The sequence below is a fragment of the Sphingomonas sp. genome, from assembly GCF_025353885.1.
In the GTDB taxonomy this organism is placed as follows: domain Bacteria; phylum Pseudomonadota; class Alphaproteobacteria; order Sphingomonadales; family Sphingomonadaceae; genus Sphingomonas_O.
The window spans coordinates 1-24,559 of the sequence record NZ_JANXNX010000059.1; the positions used below are offsets into that span (position 1 = coordinate 1).

Below are 24,559 nucleotides of genomic sequence, written 5' to 3' on the forward strand. Positions count from 1 at the left end.
GAACGGCCCGACGGCGTGGGTTTCACCATCACCGACGCGCGCGGGGCGGGGCCGGTGTCTGCAACTATTGCCGTTCCGGGCCGTCATAATGTCGCCAATGCACTGGCCGCCATTGGGGCTGCCACGCTCGCCGGTGTCGCACTGGCGGAGGCTGCTGCCGCGCTCGCCACCTTTACGGGTCTGCGCCGTCGCATGGAACTGGTCGGTACCGCCAACGGCATCACCGTGATTGACGATTTCGGCCATAATCCCGACAAGATCGCCGCGACGCTGACGGCGCTCCATTCTTTCCCGGGGCGTTTGCTGCTGTTCTTCCAGCCCCATGGCTACGGCCCGCTGAAACGGATGAGCCGCGACCTCGCTGACAGTTTCGTTGCGAACATGAAACCCGACGACCGCCTGATCGTCAGCGACCCGGCTTATTTCGGTGGCACCGTGGACCGCACGATCGGCAGCGATGCGCTGGTCGCCATGGTCGGCGCGCAAGCCGAGCATATCGCGGCCCGGCCCGCGATCACCGCGCGCCTGATGGCGCTGGCAAGACCCGGCGACCGCATCGTCGTGATGGGCGCGCGCGATGATACACTGTCGGTTTTCGCAGCCGGGTTGCTGGACACGCTGTCTCCGTTCTAGACTGGCCCCTGAACGGGAGCATCATGGCAAAACGGCTAACACTTTATATCCTTATTGCGCTGGTGCTGGGTATCATTGTCGGCTTCACGATCAACCAAGCCAATTTCGCCCCCTTGCGTCTTGCCGAGATCGCGGGGTATTTTACCATCGCCACCGACGTCTTTTTGCGCCTGATCAAGATGATCATCGCGCCGCTGGTGTTCGGCACATTGGTTGCCGGCATCGCGCACATGGGCGATACAGCAGCACTGGGGCGGATCGGCGGGCGTTCGATCGGATGGTTTCTGACCGCGAGCCTGATCTCGCTCACACTCGGTTTGATCCTCGTCAATATCCTCCAGCCCGGCATCGGCGTGGGTCTAATTGTGCCGCCGGTCACCGCGTCGAGCGGCGTTGAGCAGGCCACCTTCACCCTCTCCAACTTCATCACACACATTTTCCCGAAGTCGATCTTCGATGCGATGGCGAACAACGAAATCCTGCAGATCGTGGTATTTTCGCTGTTCGTCGGCGTAGCGATCACGGCGGTGGGCGAGAAGGCCCGGCCGATCGTGCGCGGCGTGGATGCACTGGTCGAGGTTATGCTCCAGGTCACGGCCTATGTCATGCGCTTTGCCCCTGTTGCCGTGTTCGCCGCCGTTTCCGCCGTGGTGGCGAAGGAAGGGCTGTCGATCCTGTTCACCTATGGCAAGTTCATCGGCAGCTTTTACCTGGGCCTCTTGCTTCTGTGGGCGATCCTGATCGGCGCGGCCTTTCTGTTCATCGGGCCGCGCGCCAGCGACCTGGTCCGCTATATCCGCGAACCGTTGCTACTCGCCTTTTCGACGGCGTCCTCGGAGGCCGCCTATCCGCGGACGCTGGAGGCGCTCGACCGGTTCGGCGTGCCACGCCGCGTCGCGAGCTTTGTGCTGCCGCTCGGTTACTCGTTCAATCTCGACGGCTCGATGATGTACATGACGTTCGCGTCGATCTTCATTGCGCAAGCTTATGGCATCGACCTGACGCTGACGCAGGAAATCACCATGTTGCTTGTGCTGATGGTCACGTCGAAGGGTATTGCCGGGGTCCCGCGCGCCAGCCTGGTCGTTATCGCCGCCACGCTGCCACTGTTCCACATTCCGGAGGCGGGGCTGCTGCTGCTGCTGGGCGTCGATCATTTCCTCGACATGGGACGCAGCGCCACCAACGTCATCGGCAACGCGGTGGCGGCTGCGGTTGTGGCCAAATGGGAGGGCGCATACGACGCGCCCGAACCTCCGGAAATCGAACCCCCGCACGCGCCCTCGCACGCGCAAACGCATGGCTGATCTGAAGCGCACCGACGGAACGCGCATCGCCGTTCGCCATCGCGCCGGCGGCGGGCCGACCGTGCTGTTCCTGCCCGGATATGCCTCTGACATGGCGGGCACAAAGGCCGTCGCGCTCGACGCCTGGGCAGAACGACGTGGCCATGCTTTCGTCCGTTTCGACTATGGCGGGTGCGGCGTCAGCGAAGGCGACTTTGCCGACCAGACCCTGGACGATTGGCTGAACGACGCGCTGCTCGTCATGGACAATATGCCGGGCCCCATCATCCTTGTCGGATCGTCGATGGGGGGATGGGTAATGTTGCTGGCAGCGCTCGCCCGGCCTGGCCAGATTGTCGCGCTGGTCGGCCTCGCCGCCGCGCCCGACTTTACCGAATGGGGTTTCACGGAGGACCAGAAGCTGGAACTGCTCCGCGAGGGTCGCATTTTCGAACATTCCGAATATGGCCCGCCGATGATGACGACGCGGGCCTTCTGGCAATCGGGCGAGGCGCATCGCCTGCTCCAGCGCAACATCGCCATCGACGTTCCCGTCCGGCTGATTCACGGCCAGCGCGACGCCGCTGTCCCCTGGCATCATGCGCCGCATCTGGCCGGACAATTGCGTTCAGCGGACGTGCAGGTCGTGCTGGTCAAGGACGGCGACCATCGCTTGTCACGTCCCGGCGATATTGCGCTGCTGATCGCCATGGTCGAAGCCCTGTTGGAGCCCGCATGATCATCCTTCTTGCCCTTGCTGCCGCTGCATCATCGTCATCAATGACCCCCAGCGCCGATGAGCTCCGCTTCGAAACCTGCGCCGCGCTGGTCGACACCGATCCCGTCAAGGCGCTGGACATGGCGTCGTCGTGGCAGCTTCAGGGCGGCGGCGTGCTGGCGCGGCAGTGCGCGGGGCTTGCCTATGGCCGGCAGCAACGCTGGCTTCCTGCAGCAACGGCCTTTGAGGGCGCGGCCCGCCTTGCCGAAACGACCGCCGACGGACGAGCGGCGCTGCTCTGGGTGCAAGCCGGAAATGCGGCACTGGCAGCGGCGGACCCAGCAAGGGCGCGTGGCTTTCTCGACGCGGCGCTGGCGCGCGGCCAGTTGGTGGGCGATGCGGCCGGGGAGGCGCATCTGGACCGTGCGCGCGCCTGTGCCGCGATGGGCGACCTGAAGGCGGCCCGCGCCGATCTCGATCTTGCCGTAAAGATGGTTCCCGCCGATCCGCTGGCGTGGCTATTGTCGGCGGCCCTTGCGCGCAAAATGGATGACTTGCTCCGCGCGCGTGCCGACATTGCCGAAGCGGCGGCGCGGTCGCCCGACGATGCGACGGTTGCGTTGGAGGCCGGCAATATCGCGCTGCTGTCGGGCCATGCCGATGCGGCGCGCACGGCTTGGACGGCGGCGGCCAAAAATGCGCCCGACAGCGATTCGGGAAAATCAGCAGCCGAAGCGCTGGCGGGGCTGGCCCGCTGACGTTATATCGGCGGCATGAAATATCTTCACACAATGATCCGGGTATCGGACCCGATCGCCACCATTCGCTTCTTTGAGCTGCTGGGGCTGAGGGAAACAAAGCGTTTCGACAACGAGGCGGGGCGATACACGCTGATTTTCCTGGCGGCGCCGGGGGATGAGGACGCGCAGGTCGAACTTACGCACAACTGGGACGAGGCGGGCTATGGCGAGGGCCGCAATTTCGGACACCTCGCCTATCGGGTCGACGATATCTATGCGACTTGCCACCGACTGATGGAGGCGGGCATCACCATCAATCGCCCGCCGCGGGACGGTCATATGGCGTTCGTGCGCAGCCCCGACAATATCTCGGTCGAATTGTTGCAGGACGGCCGTCTGGACCCGGCGGAGCCATGGCAGTCGATGGCCAACACCGGGCACTGGTAATCTCCGCCGGTGTCGGGGCCGGTCGGTGCCCGGGCTTGCGGAACGGCGCTGGGGCTGGCTAGTTCAGGGGGTTGAGGAGACACGCGATGAACTTGCGGATTGTACCGACTGCGCTTTTGCTCCTGCTATCGGCGTGCGCCACTACCGTAGCGGCCCGTGAAGAAGCTCCCGACCCAAAGCTGCAGCAGGCACTGGCAGGGAAGATCGTTGGGAAGCCTAAAAGCTGCATCGCGCTGACCGATGCGCGATCTAGCACGACCTACCGCGGCGCGATCCTCTATCGGGTGAATAGTCGGCTCAGCTATGTGAACGATCTGGGGAAATGCCCTTTTCTGCGCGACGACAACATCCAGGTGCTCGATGTTTTCGGGTCGCAACTGTGTCGCGGCGACATCGTCAGGATGGTCGATCGCAATAGTCGCTTCCCCTCGGGAAGCTGCGTGTTCAGCGATTTCGTGCCTTATGTGACCCCGAAGGATGCCGGGCGCGCGCGCTAGGACCGGTAGAGCGCGGCCAGGCGGTCGCCATAGACTTCCTGGATCTTGTGGCGGCGGATCTTCATCGATGGGGTCAACTGTTCATTGTCGATCGTGAAGCTGTTGGGTGACAGCGCGATCCGCCTGATCTTTTCGGTGGTCGATAATTCGGCATTGACCCGATTAACGGCGGCCATGATTGCCCGCTGAACCGCCGGGGTCGCGCAAAGTTCGGGACAGTCGGGCTTTTCGTCATTGGCCACCGCCCATTCCATCAGCCACTCCGGGTCGGGCACGATCAGCGCAACCAGGTGCGGACGCCGGTCGCCGACGACCATCGCCTGGATAATCTCGGGCTGCAGGGTAAGCATCCCTTCGATCTTTTGCGGGGCAACATTGTCGCCCTTGTCATTGACGATCAGGTCCTTCTTGCGGTCGGTAATGACGATCCGGCCCTGGCCGTCGACATGGCCGACGTCACCGGTATGCAGCCAGCCGTCGCGCAACGCCTGCGCGGTTTCGACCTCGTTGTTCCAGTAACCCTGCATGACCAGTTCGCCGCGCACCAGTATCTCGCCATCATCGGCGATGCGGACTTCGGTGCCCATCATCGGTGGCCCGACGGTGTCCATCTTGATCCCTGCCTTGGCGCGGTTGCACGAGATCACCGGACCCGCCTCGGTCTGGCCATAGCCTTGCAACAGCGTCAGGCCGAGCGCGTGGAAAAAGACGCCGATGTCGGGATTGAGCGGTGCGCCCCCGGAAACCAGCGCCTTGATGCGACCGCCGAACTTGGCCTGCACCTTAGGTCGCAGCGTCTTGCGGATGAAGAAATCGACCGGTCGGTCCCAGAACGGAATCCCGCCGCCAAGGTCTTTTTCCCCCAGCGACAGCGCACGCTGGAGCAGGGCAGGGGCCAGGCCCCCCTGTTTCTCGATGGTCTTGACCATGCGGGCGCGCAACACCTCGAACAGGCGGGGGACGACGATCATCAGCGTCGGGCGCACCTCCTCGATATTGGAGGCGAGCTTTTCCAGCCCTTCCGAATAATAAATTTGCCCGCCCAGCCCGATCGGCAGGAACTGGCCGCCCGAATGTTCATAGGCGTGGCTCAGCGGCAGGAAGGACAGGAAGACCTCGTCGCCCCAGCCATAGTCGTTGGCCACGATGTCGATGCAGCCTGCGACATTGTGGAGGATCGCGCCGTGATGCTGTCGGACGCCGCGGGGCGCACCGCCGGTGCCGCTGGTGTAGATAATACACGCCAGGTCCTCGCGGACGAAATCGGCGGCGGCGGCGGTCGCATCGGGGTCGGCCATCTCGACGGAGATCAGCTTTGCCCAATCGTGGAAAGCGACGTCGCCCGACTGGCCGACGCGGATATCCTCGATCCCGATCACGGTCTTGCAACTGGTCGAGCGCAGTACCGCCGGCATCAGCGCGCGGGCCAGTTTTGCGGTCGAGACGATCACCGCCGTCGCGCCCGAATCCTGCAAGATGTGAAGGTGGTCGCGTTCGTTGTTGGTGACATAGGTCGGCACCGTCACCGCGCCCGCCGCCATGATGGCCAGGTCGGCGATGCACCATTCGGGTCGGTTTTCGCTGACCAGCATGACGCGGTCCCCACGCGCGATGCCGAGGCGTTTCAGCGCGGCGGCAAGCGCTGAGACCTGGAGCGCAACTTCGGTCCAGCTCAGCGAGACCCAGCGCTCCGAACGCCGCTGCCACAGGAACGGCGCACTGTTCTGTTCGACGGCGCGGGCAAAGAACATCGCCACCAGGTTTGGAAAATTTTCGAATTCGCGCATCATCTCTCCAAAATTATCGACCGGGTGTTCCCGTGTTGATTGACCATCTAGTTTACTCCCCCAGAACGTTACCTTCGCTGCGGGGGTCGGCGGCACCGCGCCATCCGGTCGGTGTGCGTTCGACCGCATTTAGTTTCGAGGGCAGGTCGGCCGACACCACGGTTTGTCCCAATTGCGCTATTTTCGGGCGTAAATCGTCCATAAACGTGCCTTTCTCGAGCAAAAGCGCGCTTCCGCCGAAATAGATGTTGGGCAGCGCGATGGCGTCGGCGGCGGACAGGCCCCAGTCGAGCTTGCCGACCAGCGCCTTCATGACGTGCATGATGATCCGTTTCCCCCCCGCCGACCCGACGGCGAACACCACGCGACCGCGGGCGTCGTAGACGATGGTGGGCGACATCGACGACAGCGGTCGCTTGCCCGGTGCGACGGCGTTGGCGACCGGTGCGCCGTTTTGAAGCGGCGCGAAGGTAAAGTCGGTCAGTTCGTTGTTCAGCATCATGCCGTTGGCGATAAGCTGGCTGCCGAACAGGCTTTCCACCGTGGAAGTCATCGTCGCCACATTCCCGCGCGCGTCGACCGCGACGAAGTGCGTCGTCCCGCCGATTTCACTGGAGATCGCGGCGGTGCGGGGTCGTGCGCCGTGGGGCGTGCCCGCGCCATAGGCAGGCAGCGCGGTCGTTGCCGAGATCAGGGCGGAGCGTGATTTCAGATAGGTCCGGTCGATCAGCCCTGCGACCGGCACCTGTACGAAATCGCCATCGCCCAGCCATTTCTCGCGGTCGGCATAGGCCAGTTGCATCGCCTCGCCGATCAGATGCCACCCGACCGGACTGTGCGGCCCCAGCGCCTTCATGTCGAAGCGTTCGAGCATCCCGAGCATCTGGAGGATGGTGGTCGCGCCCGACGAGGGCGGACCCATGCCGCACACCCGATACTGGCGGTAGGGGGCGCAGACCGGAGCGCGATCGCGGGCGCGATAGGCGGCGAGGTCGGCAAGGGTCATGTCGGCGGGATTGTGCGCCGTCCGTTGCGTGGCATCGACGATCGCCTGCGCGTTTTCGCCGGTGTAGAACGCGTCCGGCCCCTCGGTCGCGATGCGTTTCAGGATGGCGGCGAGCGCGGGATTGCGGACGATCGCGCCCGCTGTCTTTGGCGCATCGCCCTGCCAGAACAGCGCGCGGGCCGCGGGATAATCCTTCATGATCGGCTGGACGTCGCGCAGGCGGCGCGCCATCAGCGGGCTGACCTCATAACCGGGGGCGAGGCGGATGGCGGGTTCGAACAGTCTTGCCCAAGGCAGTCTGCCCCAGCGCTGGTGGACACGTGCCGCCAAGCGGATGTTGCCCGGCACGCCGACGGAAAGCCCGCCTGGCCACGCTTGGATAAAGGGCAGCGGCTTGCCGTCACCCCCGAGGAAACGGTCGGCACGGGCCGCGGCAGGCGCGCTTTCCCGCCCGTCGATCGTTTCCAGCGTTCCGGTGCGGGTATCGTGATAGAGGATCAGGCCGCCGCCACCGATCCCCGACGATTGCGGTTCGACCACCGACAACGCCAGCATCATCGCCATCTCCGCATCGGCGGCGGACCCGCCGGCACGGAGCATTTCCTGGCCAGCCGCCGTTGCGCGCGGATCGGCGGAGGTGACGACGCCCGGCATGCGTTGGTTAGGCGCGGCGAAGGCGGGGGTGGCGAGGAGGGCGACGAACGCAAGGAACAACGGTTTCATTGGACCGACACTAGCCCTCGTGCGCGGTGCGGCAAGGGGCGACTTTGCTTTCGGATGGGACGTTTGGGACAGGATGTCGGGGTGACGGTGTTTTAGCTGATTGCTTCCCCACGACCCAAAAACCATCGGCTCTCAACCTGACAGCCGTACAAGCCCCGCCCTGCGCCGGGGTGACGGAACTGTCAGGGTATGCCCCCCCGGCCTGCGCCGGGGTGACGGCTTTACCCGACGGCTTCCGCCACGGTCCCAAATCCATCGGCTTCCAACCGCGCCAGCAGCCCCCGGGTAATCCGCTTCGCCAGCCCCGGCCCCTCATACACCAGCGCGCTGTAGAGTTGCACCAGCGACGCCCCGGCGCGGATGCGGGCGTAGGCATCGTCGGCGCTGGCGATGCCGCCCGCCGCGATCAGCGTCAGCTGGCCCCCGGTGTTGCCGCGAAAATCACGCAGGCGGTCCAGCGCCAGTGATCGCAATGGCGCGCCCGACAGGCCGCCACTTTCCACAGCGTAACGCGATGTCAGCGGTGGGCGCGACAGGGTCGTGTTGGCGACGATCAGCGCGTCGATGCCGTGGTCGATGGCGGCACGCACGATGTCGGCGATGTCGGCGGGTTCAAGGTCGGGTGCAACCTTCAGAAACACGGGTGGTCCCCCGGACGCCCGCGCGTCGCGTACCGCGGCCAGCAATTCGCGCAATGCTCCGGCGTCCTGAAGCGCGCGCAGGCCGGGGGTGTTGGGGGAACTGATGTTGATGGCCAGATAATCGCCAACATCGGTCATGGCGCGAACGCCCGTTGCATAGTCGGCGATCCGGTTGGCGGCATCCTTGTTTGCGCCGATGTTCACACCGACGATCCCGGTCCGCCGGCGCGCCGACAACCGGGCGTGGGCAGTCGGCTGGCCCTTGTTGTTGAAGCCCATCCGGTTGATGACGCCGCCGTCCTGCGCCAGCCGGAACAGGCGCGGCTTTGGATTGCCGACCTGCGGCAATGGCGTGATCGTCCCGATTTCCACCGATCCGAAGCCCAGGCGCAACATCGCATCGGGAACATCGGCGTCCTTGTCGAACCCTGCGGCCAGGCCAACTGGATTGGGAAAGGTGAGGCCAGCGATCGTGATGGCAAGGCGGGGGTCGCATGGGTCAGCGACAGTGGGTGGCAGCAGACGGAGCGCGCGGATCGTCAACCGGTGCGCGCGTTCGGGATCGATCCTGAACAGCAAGGGGCGGATGGCAGCAAAGATCATCGGGTTGCTGTGCAGTGATTTTTTCGGAATTGGTATCGCGAATGCGGAGCCAGGCCGCGTTGAGCAAGAAGATTACGCGAGAGCACCACAGAGATTACTTCAAAACGAATTTATCGACGGTTCATGTCGTTTTCATCCAATACGAATCGTTTCACCCCCACTAACGGCCTGTTTGCGACCCGAAGGGCTTCCGGGAGACCGGAAAACCTTTAACTGCGGCTCGGATGGGAGACTGTCCGGGCCGCTTTCTTTTGGTCCTGTTTCAGGTTAAGCGCCTGCGCAGTCAGACAAAACGGGCGCGATCATGTGACTGATGAGACAGGGGCCGGAGCGATTACGCTCGACTATGCCACGCCGCATGAATCGCTGCGTGAACTCCTGTCCGTTTTCTACGAATTCATTGCCGACGTGCCGGTGTTCGAGGATGTGGAGCGCGCCGATCTGGCGCAGTTCCGGTTCATCCTGAAAGGCCGGGGCAATTATGTGTTTGCCGACGGGGTCGCCATGGCCGCGCCGCCGATCATGATTGTCGGGCCGTCGACCGGTCCGACCGCGGTGCGGGTCGAGGGGCCGGTCCATATGTTCGGGGTCGGAATGTTGCCCGCTGGCTGGGGCGCGCTGCTCGATTTCGAGGCGTCGGTGCTGGTCAATCGCGTGATCGACGCGACTGACGTCTTTGGCCCGGGCCTGAACCGCACGATGCAGGCGTTGCGCGACGCGAACTGTTTTGCGGAGCGGGTCGCCATCGGCAACGACTTTGCCCGCGCAATGGTGGTGCGGGGCCAGGGCGGCGCGACCGCTTTCACGCGCACGGTCGATAGCTGGCTGGCGTCGTCGCCGTCGCCCGATGTCGAGGAACTGGTCCGCAATCTGGGGGTGTCGCGGCGCCAGGTCGAACGCAATTGCAAACGTTTCTATGGGTCGCCGCCAAAGGTGCTGGCGCGCAAATACCGGGCGCTGAAGGCCGCAATCTCGATCGCCAAGGGCGAGGAAATCCCCCGCGACTTGGTCGAGGAGGGGTTCTACGACCAGTCGCATTTCATCCGCGAGATCAAGCATTTTACCGGGATTACGCCGGGCAAGATTGTCGAGGATTTTTCGGTGCTGGCAAAGCTGACGCTGAAACGCACCGAGTTCGGGGAGTTGGCTCCGTTGATCATCAAGACGTGAAATACGCTGCCGTCACCCCGGCCTTCGCCGAGGTGACGAGGTTTGGGAACGGCTTGCGTTTCTCTTTCTTAACGGGGTGGCGGACTTTATCTGCATCCACCCTTGAAATCAGACCGATTTAGTCCGATTTACTCCTTCATGCGACTATCGAGTCTTGCCGATTACGCCGTCGTGATGATGAGCGCCGCCGCCCGGCATGGCTGTGGCGCGCGATTGTCGGCGGCTGTGCTGGCCGAAGAAACGCATGTTCCGCTCCCCACCGCGCAGAAATTGATGCAGCGGCTCGCGGGCGCTGGCTTGCTGGTTTCCGCCCGCGGAACCGGGGGCGGGTTTTCGCTGTCGCGTCCGGCGGCTGCGATTTCGCTGGCGGACATCATCGAGGCGGTCGAGGGGCCGATCGCGCTGACGACGTGCGTCGATGAAACGCGCGACGATTGTGCACTCGACCATCATTGCGCGGTGAAACCGCATTGGGGGGTCGTGAACAGCGCGGTGCGCGGGGCGCTGGCGGGGGTCACGCTCAACCAGCTGGCGGCGATCCCTGACAAAGCGCGCCCCGCTTTTGTGAATGCGCCCATGACTGAAATGGTGATTTGAAGATGGCGACCAAGAACCTCGAAGCGCAGGCAGCCGCCGCGAAATCGGCCGATTACGAATGGGGTTTTCATTCGGATATCGAACAGGATTTTGCGCCGAAGGGGCTGACCGAGGACACCGTGCGCTTTATTTCGGCCAAGAAAAACGAGCCCGAATGGATGCTCGAATGGCGACTGAAGGCGTTTGCGATGTGGCAGACGATGGCGGCGCCCGACTGGGCCAAGCTCGACATTGCGCCGATCGATTATCAGGACGCCTATTATTACGCCGCGCCCAAAGTGAAGCCGAAGCTGGGGTCGCTGGACGAGGTCGACCCCGAAATTTTGCGGGTTTACGAAAAGCTGGGCATCCCGATCGAGGAGCAGAAGGTGCTTGCCGGCGTGGAGGGCGCACGTCGGGTTGCCGTTGACGCCGTCTTCGATTCGGTCAGCGTGGCGACGACGTTCCGTGCGGAACTTGAGCGGGCGGGCGTGATCTTCCGGTCGATTTCGGAGGCGATTCGTGAATATCCCGACATGGTGCGAAAATGGCTCGGCAAGATCGTGCCGATGCATGACAATTACTTCGCGACGCTGAACTGCGCAGTGTTTTCGGATGGGACATTCGTCTACATTCCCGAGGGCGTGCGCTGTCCGATGGAATTGTCGACTTACTTTCGGATCAATGCGGAAAATACCGGGCAGTTCGAGCGGACTCTGATCGTCGCGGACAAGGGGTCGTACGTCTCGTATCTGGAGGGCTGCACCGCGCCGATGCGCGACGAGAACCAGTTGCACGCGGCGGTGGTCGAACTGGTTGCGCTGGACGATGCCGAGATCAAATATTCGACCGTGCAGAACTGGTATCCGGGCGATGCGCAAGGGAAAGGCGGCATCTATAATTTCGTGACCAAACGCGCGCTGTGTCAGGGCAAGAACAGCAAGGTGAGCTGGACGCAGGTCGAGACCGGCAGCGCGGTGACGTGGAAATATCCGTCGTGCGTGCTGTCGGGGGAGAATAGCGTTGGCGAGTTTTATTCGGTGGCGGTGACGAACAATCACCAGCAGGCCGATACCGGCACGAAGATGATCCACCTGGGCAGGGGGTCGCGATCGACGATCGTGTCGAAGGGAATTTCGGCGGGGCACAGCAACAATACCTATCGGGGCTTGGTGCGGGTCGGGCCGACGGCGGACAATGTGCGCAACTTTACCCAGTGCGACTCCTTGCTGCTCGGGTCGCTAAGTGGCGCGCATACCGTGCCGTATATCGAGGTCCGCAACCCGACCGCGCAGATCGAGCATGAGGCGACGACTTCAAAGATTTCGGAGGACCAGATGTTTTATGCGCAGGCCCGCGGGCTGTCGGCGGAGGAGGCGGTGACGCTGATCGTCAATGGCTTCGCCAAGGAAGTGCTGCAGCAACTGCCGATGGAATTCGCGGTCGAGGCGCAGAAGTTGCTGGGGATTTCGTTGGAAGGTTCGGTTGGTTGACGATGCTAAAGATAGATAATCTCCACGCCAATGTTGGCGACAAGCCGATCCTCAAGGGATTGACCTTGTCACTCAACGCCGGGGAAATCCATGCGATCATGGGGCCGAACGGGGCGGGGAAGTCGACGCTTGGTTATGTGCTGTCGGGGCGGCCGGGGTATGAGGTTACCGCTGGGTCGGTGACGTTTCGGGGGCAGGATCTGCTGGCACTGGCACCGCATGAGCGGGCGGCGGCGGGGTTGTTCCTGGGGTTTCAGTATCCGGTCGAGATTCCCGGCGTGTCGAACGTGCAGTTCCTGCGGGAGAGTTTGAACGCACAGCGCAAGGGGCGGGGGGAGGCTCCGCTGTCGGGGGCGGAGTTCCTGAAGATCGCACGGGCTCAGGCCAGCGACATGGGCATGGATATCGAGATGCTGAAACGTCCGGTGAACGTCGGGTTTTCAGGGGGCGAGAAGAAGCGCAACGAGATGGTGCAGATGGGGATCATCGACCCCGCGCTGGCGATTCTGGACGAGACCGACTCCGGGCTGGACATCGACGCGCTGCGGGTCGTGGGGGACGGGATCAACCGGATCATGCGCAAACCCGACAAGGCGGTGCTGCTGATCACGCATTACCAGCGGCTGCTTGACTATGTGCGGCCCGATTTCGTCCATGTGCTCGACGGCGGACGGATCACGCGGACCGGCGGTGCCGAACTGGCGCTGGAGCTGGAACGTGACGGCTATCGGGAGCTGGCCGCGTGACAGCTTTGCCGACCCGCAAGGACGAGGCCTGGCGGTATAGCGACCTGGCCGAGGTTGCGCGACTGTGGCCGGTGGGGCCTGCGACCGAGATTTCGGTGGCGGCGGGGGAACGCCGTGCCGAGCATCTGATCGCGACGGCGGGCATCCATGATTACACGATAGAGGTCGCTGCGGGCGGGCGGATGGATTTTCATGTCCTGAACGCGGACGGTGTTTATGGGCGGATCGCGGTCGATGTGACGCTGCACGACGGCGCGCATTTCGAATTTGGCGGCGTGCAGGTGGGCGGGGACACGCAAACGCTGGAGATCGTCACGACGGTGCGCCATGTTGAGCCGAATGCCACGAGCCGCCAGGTCGTACGGTCGGTGTTGGCGGGCCAGGCGACGGGGTCGTATCTGGGCAAGGTCGCGGTGTCGCGCGACGCGCAGAAGACCGACAGCGTGCAGTCGGTGAAGGCGATGTTGCTCGACAGGACGGCGACGGCCAATGCGAAGCCCGAGCTCGAGATTTACGCCGACGATGTGAAGTGCGCGCATGGGGCGACCGTGGGCGAACTCGATAAGGGCGCGATGTTCTATCTGGCCAGCCGGGGGTTGCCGCCGGTCGAGGCGCGGACCCTGTTGTTGCGGGCGTTCGTGGCGGAGGTTTTTGCGGGGGCCGGGGGTCGCGACGAACTTGAGGCTGCGGCGCTTGGTGCCTTGGAGCGGCTGTCGTGAGCCTGTTGACTCTCGCGCGTCCGCTGGACCGGGTGGCCGATTTTCCTGCAATTCCCGCGGGCTGGTCGTATCTCGATACCGGGGCGACCGCGCAGAAGCCGCAAATTGTCATCGACGCGATCACGCGTGGCTATGCGGAAACCTACGCGACGGTGCATCGCGGCGTTTATGCGCGGTCGGCCGACATGACGATCGCGTATGAAGCGGCGCGGCAGCGGGTGGCGGACTTTATCGGTGCGAGGAGCGCGGACGAGATCGTGTTCGTGCGCGGCGCGACCGAGGGGATCAACCTGGTCGCGCAAAGCTGGGCAAAGTCGCTGAAGCGGGGTGACCGGATCCTGCTGTCCACGCTGGAGCATCATAGCAATATCGTGCCGTGGCAGTTGGCGGGGCTGGAAATCGACGTTTGCCCGTTGACGGCGGACGGTCGGATCGACCTCGACGCGGCGGAAGCGATGTTGACCGAGCAGCATAAGCTGGTCGCCTTTGCCCATATTTCGAACGTGCTGGGGTCGGTTCTCGACGCCAAGCGGGCGGCGAAACTCGCGCATAAGGTCGGCGCGAAGCTGCTGCTCGATGGCTGCCAGGCCGTCCCGCGCATGAGGGTCGATGTGGCCAATCTCGACTGTGATTTCTATGTGTTCTCGGGGCATAAATTATACGGCCCGACCGGTATCGGCGTGCTGTGGGCGCGGGCTGAAATCCTCGACGCGATGCCGCCGTGGCAGGGCGGTGGCGCGATGATCGACAAGGTTTCGTTTGCGCGCACTACTTATGCGCCGCCGCCTGCGCGGTTCGAGGCGGGGACGCCGCATATTGTCGGCGCGCTCGGGCTTCATGCGGCGATCGATTATGTTTCGGACATCGGGCTGGACGCGATCCACGCGCATGAGGCGGCGCTGGTGGTGCAGACCCGTGACGCCCTGCGTGGCCTCAATTCTGTGCATCTTTATGGGCCGGAGGATGCCGCCGGGATCGTCAGCTTCAATGTCGAGGGGGTGCATCCGCATGACGTCGGCACCATATTGGACGAAGAGCGCGTCGCAATTCGGGCCGGGCATCACTGCGCGCAGCCGCTGATGGCGGCGCTGGGCATCGACGCGACGGCGCGCGCGAGTTTCGGGGTTTACAACGGACCGGGCGACATTTCCGCGCTGGTCCGGGGTATCGAGCGGGTAAGGAAGCTGTTCGGATGAGTGATAATGGTATCAGGATCGACGAGGTTGAAAGCGTCCCGACGCCGCCGCGTGCGCGCGTCGATTTGCAGGACGTGTCCACACTGCGCGAGTCCGGGCCGCGCGAGGATTTCGAGCGCAAAAAGGATTATCTGGCGGGATTTCTGAAGGCTGAGCCGCCGAAGCTGGCGGGCGGCGAGCCGGGCGGTGATTTGTACGAAGCTGTCGTGGATGCGCTTAAAGAAATTTACGATCCGGAGATTCCGGTGAACATCTACGAACTGGGCCTGATCTATGGGATCGACGTCGACGAGGGGCATGTGACCGTCAGCATGACGTTGACGACGCCGAATTGTCCCGTTGCCGAATCGATGCCGATGGAAGTCGAGATGCGGGTCGGGGCGGTTCCGGGCGTTGGCGTGGCCGAGGTCAATCTGGTCTGGGACCCGCCATGGGATTCGGCCAAGATGTCCGATGAGGCAAAGCTTGAACTGGGGATGTTGTGACCGACGTATTGGTAAAGCCCGCGCGGGCTCGTCCCGCTGCTCTCACCCTCAGTGCGACCGCTGAACAGCGCATCGCCGACCTGATGGCACGGGCCCCCGCCGACGCGATCGGGGTCAAGCTGTCGACGCCCAAGCGCGGGTGTTCGGGGCTGGCCTATTCGGTGGACTATGTGACGCAGGCTGCGCCGTTCGATGAAAAGATTGAGACGGCGGGCGGGTTGTTCTTCGTCGACGGGGCATCGGTGCTGTATCTGATCGGCAGCCGGATGGACTGGGTCGAGGACGATTTCACCGCCGGGTTCGTGTTCGAGAACCCCAATGCCAAGGGTGCCTGCGGGTGTGGCGAAAGCTTTACCGTCTGACGACAATTAAAACCCGAACGAATATCTGATCGCGACCCCTAGATCGTCGGGGGCCGCCGCCAGATTGCCCGGCTGTTGCCGCCAATAGACGTTGCCAGTGAATTGGCCCGTGCCAATCGGAAGCGCGTAAACCCCCTCTAGGTCGCGTTCGTGACCGATGGGTGCCAGCCCGAACCGCACGATGTCGGTGCCAAGGCCGGTTAGCGCAAGCCCGCCAGAGGTCACGCGCAGCGGTTCGGCCCAGCGGAGCGCGAAACTGTCGCCTGCGGTGAGGACGGCATCGCGCTGGACGTCGAACGACAGCGCCTGCGTCATCACCGTCGATCCGGCGCGGACCGGACCCGAAGCAACCGCCGTCCAGCCACGCCGCCACCCAGCGTTCACCCGGGTGCTTTCGCCCAGGTCGATCATGGCCCGCGCGTCGGTGAACCAACTGGCGGCACCACCGCCGCCGAGCGCGTCGGAAAAGCGTGCGCCCAGCACGGTATCGCGTTCCGCCAGATGCGACAGGCGGGCGGTGACGGTGACCGGTCCCTGTACCGTGTCGACCCCGACCGACACATCGCCATAGGCATAACGGTGATAGCGATCGGTGAGCGGGCCATTGTCGCCGCGTTCCCACAGGCGGACGTCGCCGCTTTCGGCGGCGATGGTAAAGGCGACGCCGCCGAAACGCCGCCGCACCGCAAACGCGCCCTTTGGCGCCAGGTCGAAGCCGCGCGATCCGCTGGCACCGTCGGACACCAGGAACGCGGGTGCGCCTTGTCCCGCCAGGCCGTTGGTCAGTCCATTCGACCCTTGAGCAAAACCCAGTGCGACCTGCGTGCGCGCGTCGATGCGGGTCACGACGGACGCGGCAACCGCGCGCGCTCCTGCCGCATCGCGACCCGTCAGACGCAATGGCTGGACGTCGGTCGAACCCGCAATCGACAGCGCAACGGTGGAGCGCCCGGCCACCGCAGCGGCGGTGTGGCTGGACAGGTCAAGAGCCCCGCTCAATCGACTGGCACGGTTGGCAGGACGCAATGATCCGCCAAGATCGACGGTATAGCCGCGCCCATAGCCGTCGTGGATTGCCGCCACCAGGCTCCCCTGGCCCGCATCGCCCATCGCGGTTGACAACGTGCCATTGCCGGCGATCGATACCGGGACGGCCGAACTTGCCAGCGACAGCGCCCCCTGCGGCGCAAATGCTTTTGCCAGGTTCAGCTCACCATGGCCGTAAACGGCATCGACCCCGGCCGCACCCAGGTCGGTCGTGGTCCGAAGCAGCAGGTCGATGATCTGCGCGCCCGTCAGGGTGGGAAAGGCCTGGGCAAGCAGGGCAATCGCGCCGGAGATCACGGGTGCCGAAAACGATGTTCCATCCCACAGCAGCGGGATCTGATGGTTGTCGTTGGCCTGGACGCGAACCCCCAGCGCGGTGAGGTAGTAGGCCGCGCCATTGCCCGCCATGTTGGAAAAACTGGCCAGGGCCTTCGACGAAGTGGTCGCGCCCGCGATCAGCACCAGACCATGTGCAATCGGGTCGATCGCAATCTGTGCCAGCGGGTCGGGGTTGACCGCGGCCGTGGGATCTTTCTCACGCTCGTTGCCCGCCGAGATCACGATGATGACCCCGGCTGCGGTTGCGGCGTTGATAGCGCGCCGCAGCGTGTTGTCGGCGGCTTCCCCGCCCAGCGAGATGTTGACGACGCGCGCGCCACTGGTCACCGCCAAGTCCAAGCCGCGCGCGATGGCGCTGTCGGCATGCGTACAGCCCGGGTCGGCGCTGGTCGTATCGGCGCAGGTGCCGGGCGTGTCGGTGCGCAACACCAGCAACGTCGCGGCAAAGGCAACGCCCGAGATGCCGACGTCGTTCTTTGCCCCCAGCAAGACATCCGAAACCGCGCTGCCGTGGCCCCCTTCGTCCTGCAACCCGCGCGATCCGGCAAGGTCGGCGGAAGCTGGACTGATCCTGCCGGAAAATTCGGGACTGGTCACATCGACGCCACTGTCGATGACGCCGACGGTGATGCCTGCGCCCGTCGCACCCGCCTGGTAGGCGGAAAGCGCCGACGCCTGCACGGCGGCGTTCGAACGGCGATATTCAGTGGTGTTATAGTCGACGGTGCTGGGTGGTGGGGGTGGTGGTGGCGGCGGGGGCGGCGGTGGCGCGGCAGGCACGACGGGTGGGGGCGGGGTCGACGCCACCGGGCTGTCCCCGCCGCCGCCACAAGCGGCGAGCGCCAGCAACGGCAACAGGGCGGCAGACGACAAAAGACAAGTTGAACGCAACACCTGCAATCCCCCAATTGGACAACATTGGGCGCTATACCCGTCGCTGCGCCGCGCCAAGCTTTACATGAACCCGACGCCCGCTATTGGCTGCCCCATGGTTCCCGATCAGAGACTACAGGCCAATCTGGCGCACATCGACTGCTGGATTTTCGATCTGGACAACACCTTGTATCCAGCGCGAACCGACCTGTTCACGCTGATCGATGCCCGGATGACCGAGTTTATCGTGCGCTTGGTGGGCGTTGACACGGTCGAGGCGCGACGGATGCAGAAAAGCTATTTCCACGAACACGGCACAACGCTGGCCGGGTTGATGGCGGCGCATGGCACCGACCCGCACGAGTTCCTGGCCTTTGCGCACGACATCGAGCTGGACCGGGTGGCGCACGATGCGGCGCTGGTCGAATCGATTGCGCGGCTGCCGGGGCGCAAAATGGTCTTTACCAACGGCGACACGCCCTATGCCCAGCGAGTGCTCGACCGGCTGGGGCTGGGCGGCAGCTTTGAGGCGATCCACGACATCCACGCGATGGGGCTGGTGCCCAAGCCCGCGCCGTCGGCCTATGCCGGGATGTGCGCGCGGTGGGGGATCGACCCGACGCGGGCGCTATTCGCCGAGGACATGGTGCGTAATCTGAAGCCTGCCAAGGCGATCGGCATGACGACATTATGGATCGATAACGGGTCCGAACAGGCGGGGGGCGAAAGCTGTCCGTCGTTCGTCGATATTCGCACCGACGATCTGGGCCGCTGGCTTGGCGCACTGACATTCGACACAAACACGGGGGACTCCGCATGACACTCGAAGCCACGATCGACGCCGCATGGGACGCGCGCGACACGATTTCTGCCGCCACGACTGGCGCGGTGCGCGAGGCGGTGGAGGCCGTGCTGAGGATGCTCGATTCCGGACAGGCGCGGGTGGCCGAACCGGTCGGGGGCGGATGGCAGGTAAACCAGTGGCTGAAGAAAGCCGTGCTGCTGAGCTTTCGGCTCAATGACATGGCGTTGATCCCCGGCGGGCCGGGCGGGTCGAGTTGGTGGGACAAGGTGCCCTCGAAGTTCGACGGCTGGGACGCGAGCCATTTCCGCGCGGCCGGGTTCCGGGCGGTGCCGGGCAGCATCGTCCGACGCGGGGCGTTCATCGACCGCAACGTCGTGCTGATGCCGAGCTTTGTGAACCTGGGTGCCTATGTCGGCGAGGGCACGATGGTCGACACCTGGGTCACCGTCGGCAGTTGCGCGCAGATCGGCCGGAATGTCCATCTGTCGGGCGGCGTCGGCATCGGCGGCGTGCTGGAACCGTTGCAGGCGGGACCGGTGGTGATCGAGGATGATTGCTTCATCGGCGCCCGTTCGGAAGTGGTCGAAGGTGTGGTGATCGAACGCGGGTCGGTCCTGTCGATGGGGGTGTTCATCTCCTCCACGTCGAAGATTGTCGATCGTGCGACGGGTGAAGTGTTCGTCGGGCGCGTTCCGGCCTATTCGGTGGTGGTGCCGGGATTCCTTCCCGGCAAGCCGCTGGCCGACGGCACGCCTGGGCCAGGACTGTCGTGCGCGGTCATCGTAAAGACCGTCGATGCGCAAACGCGCGCGAAGACGGCGATCAACGAATTGCTGCGCGACTAGGCGGCTTGAGCCATTTTGGCAGCGATCGTTTCCTCGATCCAGCCTCCGCCGATGACCCGGTCGCCGCTATACAGCACCGCCGCTTGCCCGGGGGATACGCCGTATTCCGGCGCGTCGAAACGCAGCCAGTCGCCGTCCATCTTGACCGGGACCGGCCTGGCCATCGAACGGACCTTGGCAGTCAGGGGACCCGGTGCCCCGCCGCCGATCAGGTTCATCTCGGACAGCCGCGCGCCGCCGACTGCCAGCGCCCGACGCGGGCCGACGATGACGCGCCGTGCTTGCGGGTCGAGGCGGATGACATAGAGCGGTTCGGCCTGTCCGCCGATCTCCAGCCCGCGACGCTGGCCGATCGTGAAGCCGACGATCCCATCGTGACTGCCCAGCACCGCGCCCGACAGGTCGACGATGTCACCGCCCAGCGCGGCCTCGGGACGTAGGGTCTTCACCAGCGACGCGTAATCGCCATCGGGTACAAAGCAGATGTCCTGGCTGTCGGGCTTGGCCGCGACGCTCAGCGAGAGGTCGGCGGCCAGCGCGCGCACCGCAGGCTTTTCCATGTCCCCCAGCGGAAAGCGCAAGAAATCGAGCTGGTCGGTCGTGGTCGCGAACAGAAAGTAGCTCTGGTCGCGGGCAGGGTCGATCGCGCGGTGGAGTTCGGGGCCGTGCGCGCCGATCACTCGGCGGACATAGTGGCCGGTCGCCAAGCAATCGGCACCCAGCTCCTTGGCCAGCCGGAACAGGTCGGTGAACTTCACCCCCATGTTACAGCGGACACAGGGGATGGGGGTGCGGCCCGCGACATATTCGTCGGCGAACCCGTCGATCACCGAATCGCGAAACCGGGTTTCATGATCGAAGACATAGTGCGCGATGCCCAGGCGGTCGGCGACGGCGCGGGCATCGCGGATGTCCTGCCCCGCGCAACAACTGCCGGCGCGCTTCGTCGCGGCACCGTGATCGTACAGTTGCAGCGTGACGCCGATGACCTCCGCCCCGCTGCTGGCGGCGAGCGCGGCCACTACCGACGAATCGACCCCGCCCGACATGGCCACGACGATGCGCTTGCCCGCAAAGCCAGACCCCCCTGGGCCGCCGAGTTGAAACAGGTCCTGCATGAAGTCCCGCCGCATAGCCCAGACCAAAGAGTTTCGCCACGGTTTACCCGGTCTTCACCCCTCAGTGTCATAAAGGGGTCATGGATTTAAGTTTCACCAGACGCCGCAAGGGCGCAGCGTTGGGGCAAACGCCCGACTTGCAAAGCCTGTTGTCGGCCGCCGCCGCCCGGCAGTCCTCTTCACCCACCGCGCGTGCTTGTGCGGCATCGGCCAGGGAGCAATCCCGGATCATCGCGCACGACGATCCGCGAATCGGCCTGTTCGCCGCCGAGCAACCGCAGCCCGGAGAGTCGTGTTCGGCCAGTTTCTGGAAGAGCTTTCCCAAACCCCTTAACACTGAGCAATGATGATGACCTTCGCGTTTACCTTGGCGTTTCAGCCTTCGTTCAATGACCGGGTTGTAGGGCCCGATTTCGCGAATGCCCGTGTTTGCCACTCCAGTGGCCTGAGGATCAAATGATCGAGAACCAGAAAATCCGCCCTGCCCAGGTTATCGGCCCGCTCGGCGAGCCGCTGACGTTGCAGACCCTGCCGCCGCCGGGCACCACCCGCTGGGTCGTGCGGCGCAAGGCCGAAGTCGTGGCGGCGGTGGCCGGTGGCCTGTTGTCGGTCGACGATGTCTGCGATCGCTATGGCCTGACGCTCGAGGAATTCGCCGGATGGCAGCGTGCGGTCGACCGTTCGGGCATGCCCGGGCTGCGCGTCACCCGTATCCAGCACTATAAATCGTTGTATGAGCGCCAGCAGAAGTTCTGAGTTCAACGTCAATCGCGCCCGCCCCGTCGTTGCGTAATCGCAATGGTCGAGGGAACCGCAAGTGCATCCACGCGTATTATCTGCCTGTAACGAAGCCTGCGAATAACTCGCGGGTTTAACAGGAGGGAATGATATGATCGGTTTGCTAATGTGGCTGGTAGTTGGCGGCATCATCGGCTGGCTCGCAAGCATTGTCATGCGGACTGACGGTCAGCAGGGCCTGTTTCTCAACATCATCGTCGGCATCGTCGGCGCGTTCATCGGCGGGCTGATCTTTGGTCACGGCGAAATGAACGACAACGTGTTCAGCGCACCGGCATTGATCGCAGCCTTCCTGGGTGCCGTTATCCTGCTTGCGATCGTCAACCTGATCCGTCGCGGTCGGCTACGCTAAACAACCGCAGCGGTTGACTGACCAAACCGGCCGCCCTGCGTCATGCGGGGCGGCCCTTTTTGTATCAGTTCAGTTCGAACGTCACTGTCAGCGTGACGCCGATCTGCTGTTCGCCTGGCGTAATCTGAGTCTTGGCCGAAGCGCCGTCGCGGGCCATCATCATCATCGGATAGGGGCGCGGCCCCTGCTCGTCGGCTGACTCTCCGATTGAAACGATGCGCTTTACGGTCAGCCCCGCGGCCTTTGCGTAAAGCTCGGCCCGGCTGCGGGCGAGCGCCATCGCCTGGACCCGCGCCTCGTTAAGCGCGGGGGCGGGCTTGTCGATCATCAGGTTCGGCCCGTTGATCTGGTTGGCGCCTGCCGCAACCAGCGCGTCGAGGATCGTTCCCGATTTCGCGACGTCGCGAAACTTGATCGTGACGCTGTTGTTCGCCTGGTAGCCGGTGACGACGGGGGGCTTGTTCTCGGCATACAGATATTGCGCCGACAGCCCAATGCTGGAGGTCGAGACGTCGCGGTCGGCAACGCCAGCCCGTTTCAGCGCGGCCAGCACGCGGGTCATCTGGGTCGCGTTATCGGCCAGCGCGGTCTGCGCGTCCTTTGCTTGAGTGAGTACGCCCGCCGAGATGACGGCAACGTCGGGGACCCTTGTCACTTCGCCGCGCGCACTGATGTCGAGCCGCGTGCCCGAAATGACCTGCGCGATCTCGGCGCTGGCAGCAGCCGGTATCAATGCGCCCAATGTTGCTGCGGCAACCAGTAGATTCTTCATATTTCACTCCCGTTTAAAGACACACCGATGCAGCTGTCGAATGCCCTCAAGCACCCGCCAACTGCACCGACCCTGAACTGTGGATGCAGCCCGTGTTCAACAGGCTCCCGTCAGCCAGTCCGGCTGCGCGTCACCAGGCGATAAAGGAACAGCAGGATGATGGCACCGACGGTGGCGCCGATCCAGCCACCTGCCTGGCCCGGCTGGTAAAAGCCAACCGCCTGGCCGAGGAAACCGGCAAGCAACGACCCCGCGATGCCGATCAGGATCGTGACGATGAAACCGCCAGGATCCTTGCCGGGCATGAGCAGCTTGCCCAATACGCCTGCCACGATGCCGATGACGATCCAGCCCAGAAAACTGCGATCCATATTATCCCTCCCATAAAAATCAGTCACGAAACTGCGCTGGCGCACCGTCGAAATCAAGCCCCCACAGGCGACACCGCTTGATCACGATAAATGAAACGACCAATAGGTTGGACAATCTGCGGTGCCACTTGAGCGTGGTGACTTATTGGGGTAACACACCTCGCGCACCATCGGGTGCCGCAGCGTGTCGACGAGGTTGATTTGGCGATGAATTTCGAATCCGGTTTCACCCATGATGCCGATGTGTCCCCGCATGACGAGGGTCGTCTCGCGGCTGCGCGTGTGCGGCGTCGGCGGACCATGATCATCGGCGGCGTCGTCGCGGTGGCAATACTGCTGGCCGCCTATTTCATGTTCAAGAGTACCAAGCCCGCCGCCTTGACCGATGGCGCAAAGCCCGTTCCGACCGTGACCGTCGTGATCCCCGGACGCGGCACCGTCGATGCCGTCATTTCCGCGACCGGCAATCTGGCGGCGCGCCGCGAAATGCCGGTGGGCGTGGCGGGTGAGGGCGGCATGGTCACGCAGGTACTGGTCGAACCGGGCCAGTGGGTGAATGCGGGCCAGGTGCTGGCCACCGTCGATCGGCGCGTGCAGACGCAGCAGGGCAATTCGCTGGCGGCATCGGTCGCGGTGGCGCAGGCCGATGCGCGAATCGCGCAATCGAACCTGGAACGATCGCTGCAACTGGTCTCGCGCGGCTTTATTTCAAAGGCCGATGTCGACAGCAAGTCCGCGATCCGCGACGCGGCGCGGGCGCGGGTCGACGTAGCCCGGGCGCAACTGGGTCAGGCGCAGGCGAGCACCGCGCGGCTCGACATTCGCGCACCCGCAGCGGGCCTTGTCCTGACGCGGTCGGTGGAGCCCGGACAAGTGGTTGGGGCGGGGTCCGGCGTCCTGTTCCGCGTGGCCAAGGGGGGCGAACTGGAACTGCTTGCCCGTCTGGGCGAAAGTGATCTGGCGCGGATGCGCGTTGGCCAGCGGGCGACCGTGACCCCGGTCGGTTCGGCGCAGAACTTCCTCGGGCAGATCTGGCAGGTGTCTCCCGTTATCGATCCGCAGAGCCGACAGGGGGTCGCGCGGATTGCATTGTCGTATAACCCCGCTTTGCGGCCCGGCGGCTTTGCAGCGGCGCGAATAATCAGTGGCGCGGCCGACGTGCCGGAGCTTCCCGAATCGGCAGTGCAAAGCGATACGAAGGGTAATTATGTCTACATCGTCGGTGCCGACAAAAAGGTCGCACGCCGCGACGTGAAGGTCGGGGATGTCGGGGATACCGGCGTTTCGATCCTGTCGGGACTTGCCGGCACCGAACAGGTCGTCCTGTCGGCAGGCGGTTTCCTGAATGCCGGCGAATCGGTATTGCCGGTCCGGGCCTCCGCTTCGAAATAATGACCATCTTCAGTCAAAG

The 24,559-nt window shown here is 64.1% G+C and carries 27 protein-coding genes; 19 read left to right on the top strand and 8 right to left on the bottom strand.

The genetic code is table 11. The features are described 5' to 3' along the window. From Q0R02_RS06265 to Q0R02_RS06290, 6 genes are all read left to right on the top strand, one after another. Positions 1-633 (top strand): cyanophycin synthetase (locus Q0R02_RS06265; RefSeq protein WP_293881721.1); only part of this gene is annotated, 633 nt, incomplete at its 5' end. 23 nt (positions 634-656) lie between these two features. Next, positions 657-1,940 carry a dicarboxylate/amino acid:cation symporter gene (locus Q0R02_RS06270; protein WP_293881723.1) on the top strand — a complete coding sequence of 428 codons (1,284 nt, stop codon included), beginning with the start codon at positions 657-659 and terminating at the stop codon, positions 1,938-1,940. Next, positions 1,933-2,658, top strand: a complete 726-nt coding sequence (locus tag Q0R02_RS06275; protein ID WP_293881725.1) for an alpha/beta hydrolase — start codon at positions 1,933-1,935, stop codon at positions 2,656-2,658. The genes Q0R02_RS06270 and Q0R02_RS06275 overlap by 8 nt, the downstream gene beginning before the upstream one ends. Then, complete coding sequence (locus Q0R02_RS06280) at positions 2,655-3,395, top strand: tetratricopeptide repeat protein (RefSeq protein WP_293881727.1); 741 nt, start codon at positions 2,655-2,657, stop codon at positions 3,393-3,395. The genes Q0R02_RS06275 and Q0R02_RS06280 overlap by 4 nt, the downstream gene beginning before the upstream one ends. 15 nt (positions 3,396-3,410) lie before the next feature. Beyond that, on the top strand, positions 3,411-3,824 hold the full coding sequence (locus Q0R02_RS06285) for a VOC family protein (RefSeq protein ID WP_293881729.1): 414 nt from the start codon (positions 3,411-3,413) through the stop codon (positions 3,822-3,824). A gap of 86 nt (positions 3,825-3,910) precedes the next feature. Further along, positions 3,911-4,321, top strand: a complete 411-nt coding sequence (locus tag Q0R02_RS06290) for a hypothetical protein (protein WP_293881731.1) — start codon at positions 3,911-3,913, stop codon at positions 4,319-4,321. Here the strand turns inward: Q0R02_RS06290 and Q0R02_RS06295 are convergent. The 3 genes from Q0R02_RS06295 to Q0R02_RS06305 form a co-directional block, all read right to left on the bottom strand. After that, complete coding sequence (locus tag Q0R02_RS06295; protein ID WP_293881733.1) at positions 4,318-6,108, bottom strand: long-chain fatty acid--CoA ligase; 1,791 nt, start codon at positions 6,106-6,108, stop codon at positions 4,318-4,320. The two genes, Q0R02_RS06290 and Q0R02_RS06295, sit on opposite strands and share 4 nt — an antisense overlap. Positions 6,109-6,160: 52 nt before the next feature. Next, positions 6,161-7,837, bottom strand: a complete 1,677-nt coding sequence (ggt, locus tag Q0R02_RS06300; RefSeq protein WP_293881735.1) for a gamma-glutamyltransferase — start codon at positions 7,835-7,837, stop codon at positions 6,161-6,163. A 221-nt stretch (positions 7,838-8,058) separates the two neighbouring features. Continuing rightward, complete coding sequence (locus Q0R02_RS06305) at positions 8,059-9,081, bottom strand: quinone-dependent dihydroorotate dehydrogenase (RefSeq protein WP_293881737.1); 1,023 nt, start codon at positions 9,079-9,081, stop codon at positions 8,059-8,061. Positions 9,082-9,387: 306 nt separating this feature from the next. Between Q0R02_RS06305 and Q0R02_RS06310 the strand changes: the two genes are divergently transcribed. From Q0R02_RS06310 to Q0R02_RS06345, 8 genes are all read left to right on the top strand, one after another. After that, positions 9,388-10,251: an AraC family transcriptional regulator gene (locus Q0R02_RS06310; protein WP_293881739.1), complete on the top strand. Its 864-nt coding sequence runs from the start codon at positions 9,388-9,390 to the stop codon at positions 10,249-10,251. A gap of 138 nt (positions 10,252-10,389) precedes the next feature. Further along, a complete protein-coding gene (locus Q0R02_RS06315) occupies positions 10,390-10,848 on the top strand; it encodes an SUF system Fe-S cluster assembly regulator (RefSeq protein WP_293881741.1) in 459 nt (152 codons plus the stop codon). A gap of 2 nt (positions 10,849-10,850) precedes the next feature. Then, positions 10,851-12,320: a Fe-S cluster assembly protein SufB gene (sufB, locus tag Q0R02_RS06320; protein WP_293881743.1), complete on the top strand. Its 1,470-nt coding sequence runs from the start codon at positions 10,851-10,853 to the stop codon at positions 12,318-12,320. Positions 12,321-12,322: 2 nt separating this feature from the next. Next, the gene (sufC, locus tag Q0R02_RS06325) at positions 12,323-13,066 is read left to right on the top strand and encodes a Fe-S cluster assembly ATPase SufC (protein ID WP_293881784.1); all 744 of its coding nucleotides are present in this window, start codon (positions 12,323-12,325) and stop codon (positions 13,064-13,066) included. Further along, the gene (locus Q0R02_RS06330; protein WP_293881744.1) at positions 13,063-13,785 is read left to right on the top strand and encodes a SufD family Fe-S cluster assembly protein; all 723 of its coding nucleotides are present in this window, start codon (positions 13,063-13,065) and stop codon (positions 13,783-13,785) included. The genes sufC and Q0R02_RS06330 overlap by 4 nt, the downstream gene beginning before the upstream one ends. Further along, on the top strand, positions 13,782-14,981 hold the full coding sequence (locus tag Q0R02_RS06335) for a cysteine desulfurase (RefSeq protein ID WP_293881745.1): 1,200 nt from the start codon (positions 13,782-13,784) through the stop codon (positions 14,979-14,981). The genes Q0R02_RS06330 and Q0R02_RS06335 overlap by 4 nt, the downstream gene beginning before the upstream one ends. After that, complete coding sequence (locus Q0R02_RS06340; protein ID WP_293881746.1) at positions 14,978-15,466, top strand: SUF system Fe-S cluster assembly protein; 489 nt, start codon at positions 14,978-14,980, stop codon at positions 15,464-15,466. Before Q0R02_RS06335 ends, Q0R02_RS06340 begins: the two co-directional genes overlap by 4 nt. Next, the gene (locus Q0R02_RS06345) at positions 15,463-15,828 is read left to right on the top strand and encodes an iron-sulfur cluster assembly accessory protein (protein ID WP_293881747.1); all 366 of its coding nucleotides are present in this window, start codon (positions 15,463-15,465) and stop codon (positions 15,826-15,828) included. Before Q0R02_RS06340 ends, Q0R02_RS06345 begins: the two co-directional genes overlap by 4 nt. A 6-nt stretch (positions 15,829-15,834) precedes the next feature. On the opposite strand, the gene Q0R02_RS06350 is transcribed toward Q0R02_RS06345, so the two are convergent. Continuing rightward, on the bottom strand, positions 15,835-18,108 hold the full coding sequence (locus tag Q0R02_RS06350; RefSeq protein ID WP_293881748.1) for a S8 family peptidase: 2,274 nt from the start codon (positions 18,106-18,108) through the stop codon (positions 15,835-15,837). A 94-nt stretch (positions 18,109-18,202) separates the two neighbouring features. On the opposite strand from Q0R02_RS06350, the gene Q0R02_RS06355 reads away from it, so the two are divergent. Then, positions 18,203-18,907 carry a pyrimidine 5'-nucleotidase gene (locus Q0R02_RS06355; RefSeq protein WP_293881750.1) on the top strand — a complete coding sequence of 235 codons (705 nt, stop codon included), beginning with the start codon at positions 18,203-18,205 and terminating at the stop codon, positions 18,905-18,907. Continuing rightward, the gene (gene dapD, locus Q0R02_RS06360) at positions 18,904-19,737 is read left to right on the top strand and encodes a 2,3,4,5-tetrahydropyridine-2,6-dicarboxylate N-succinyltransferase (RefSeq protein WP_293881752.1); all 834 of its coding nucleotides are present in this window, start codon (positions 18,904-18,906) and stop codon (positions 19,735-19,737) included. Before Q0R02_RS06355 ends, dapD begins: the two co-directional genes overlap by 4 nt. On the opposite strand, the gene mnmA is transcribed toward dapD, so the two are convergent. Both mnmA and Q0R02_RS06370 read right to left on the bottom strand, forming a co-directional pair. Next, on the bottom strand, positions 19,734-20,855 hold the full coding sequence (gene mnmA, locus Q0R02_RS06365; protein WP_293881754.1) for a tRNA 2-thiouridine(34) synthase MnmA: 1,122 nt from the start codon (positions 20,853-20,855) through the stop codon (positions 19,734-19,736). The two genes, dapD and mnmA, sit on opposite strands and share 4 nt — an antisense overlap. Before the next feature lie 67 nt (positions 20,856-20,922). Then, positions 20,923-21,291, bottom strand: a complete 369-nt coding sequence (locus Q0R02_RS06370) for a hypothetical protein (protein WP_293881755.1) — start codon at positions 21,289-21,291, stop codon at positions 20,923-20,925. Positions 21,292-21,311: 20 nt separating this feature from the next. On the opposite strand from Q0R02_RS06370, the gene Q0R02_RS06375 reads away from it, so the two are divergent. Continuing rightward, complete coding sequence (locus Q0R02_RS06375; protein ID WP_293881756.1) at positions 21,312-21,611, top strand: DUF1153 domain-containing protein; 300 nt, start codon at positions 21,312-21,314, stop codon at positions 21,609-21,611. Between the two features lie 136 nt (positions 21,612-21,747). Then, on the top strand, positions 21,748-22,005 hold the full coding sequence (locus Q0R02_RS06380; protein WP_293881786.1) for a GlsB/YeaQ/YmgE family stress response membrane protein: 258 nt from the start codon (positions 21,748-21,750) through the stop codon (positions 22,003-22,005). Between the two features lie 64 nt (positions 22,006-22,069). Here Q0R02_RS06380 and Q0R02_RS06385 read toward each other — a convergent pair whose 3' ends face one another. Next, the gene (locus tag Q0R02_RS06385) at positions 22,070-22,777 is read right to left on the bottom strand and encodes an SIMPL domain-containing protein (protein ID WP_293881758.1); all 708 of its coding nucleotides are present in this window, start codon (positions 22,775-22,777) and stop codon (positions 22,070-22,072) included. Positions 22,778-22,887: 110 nt separating this feature from the next. Next, entirely contained in the window at positions 22,888-23,148 is a 261-nt protein-coding gene (locus Q0R02_RS06390; RefSeq protein ID WP_293881760.1) for a GlsB/YeaQ/YmgE family stress response membrane protein, read from the bottom strand. A gap of 207 nt (positions 23,149-23,355) precedes the next feature. On the opposite strand from Q0R02_RS06390, the gene Q0R02_RS06395 reads away from it, so the two are divergent. Continuing rightward, positions 23,356-24,540 (top strand): efflux RND transporter periplasmic adaptor subunit, encoded by a 1,185-nt coding sequence (locus tag Q0R02_RS06395; protein WP_293881762.1) that lies wholly within the window; start codon positions 23,356-23,358, stop codon positions 24,538-24,540. The last annotated feature ends 19 nt before the right edge of the window (positions 24,541-24,559 follow it).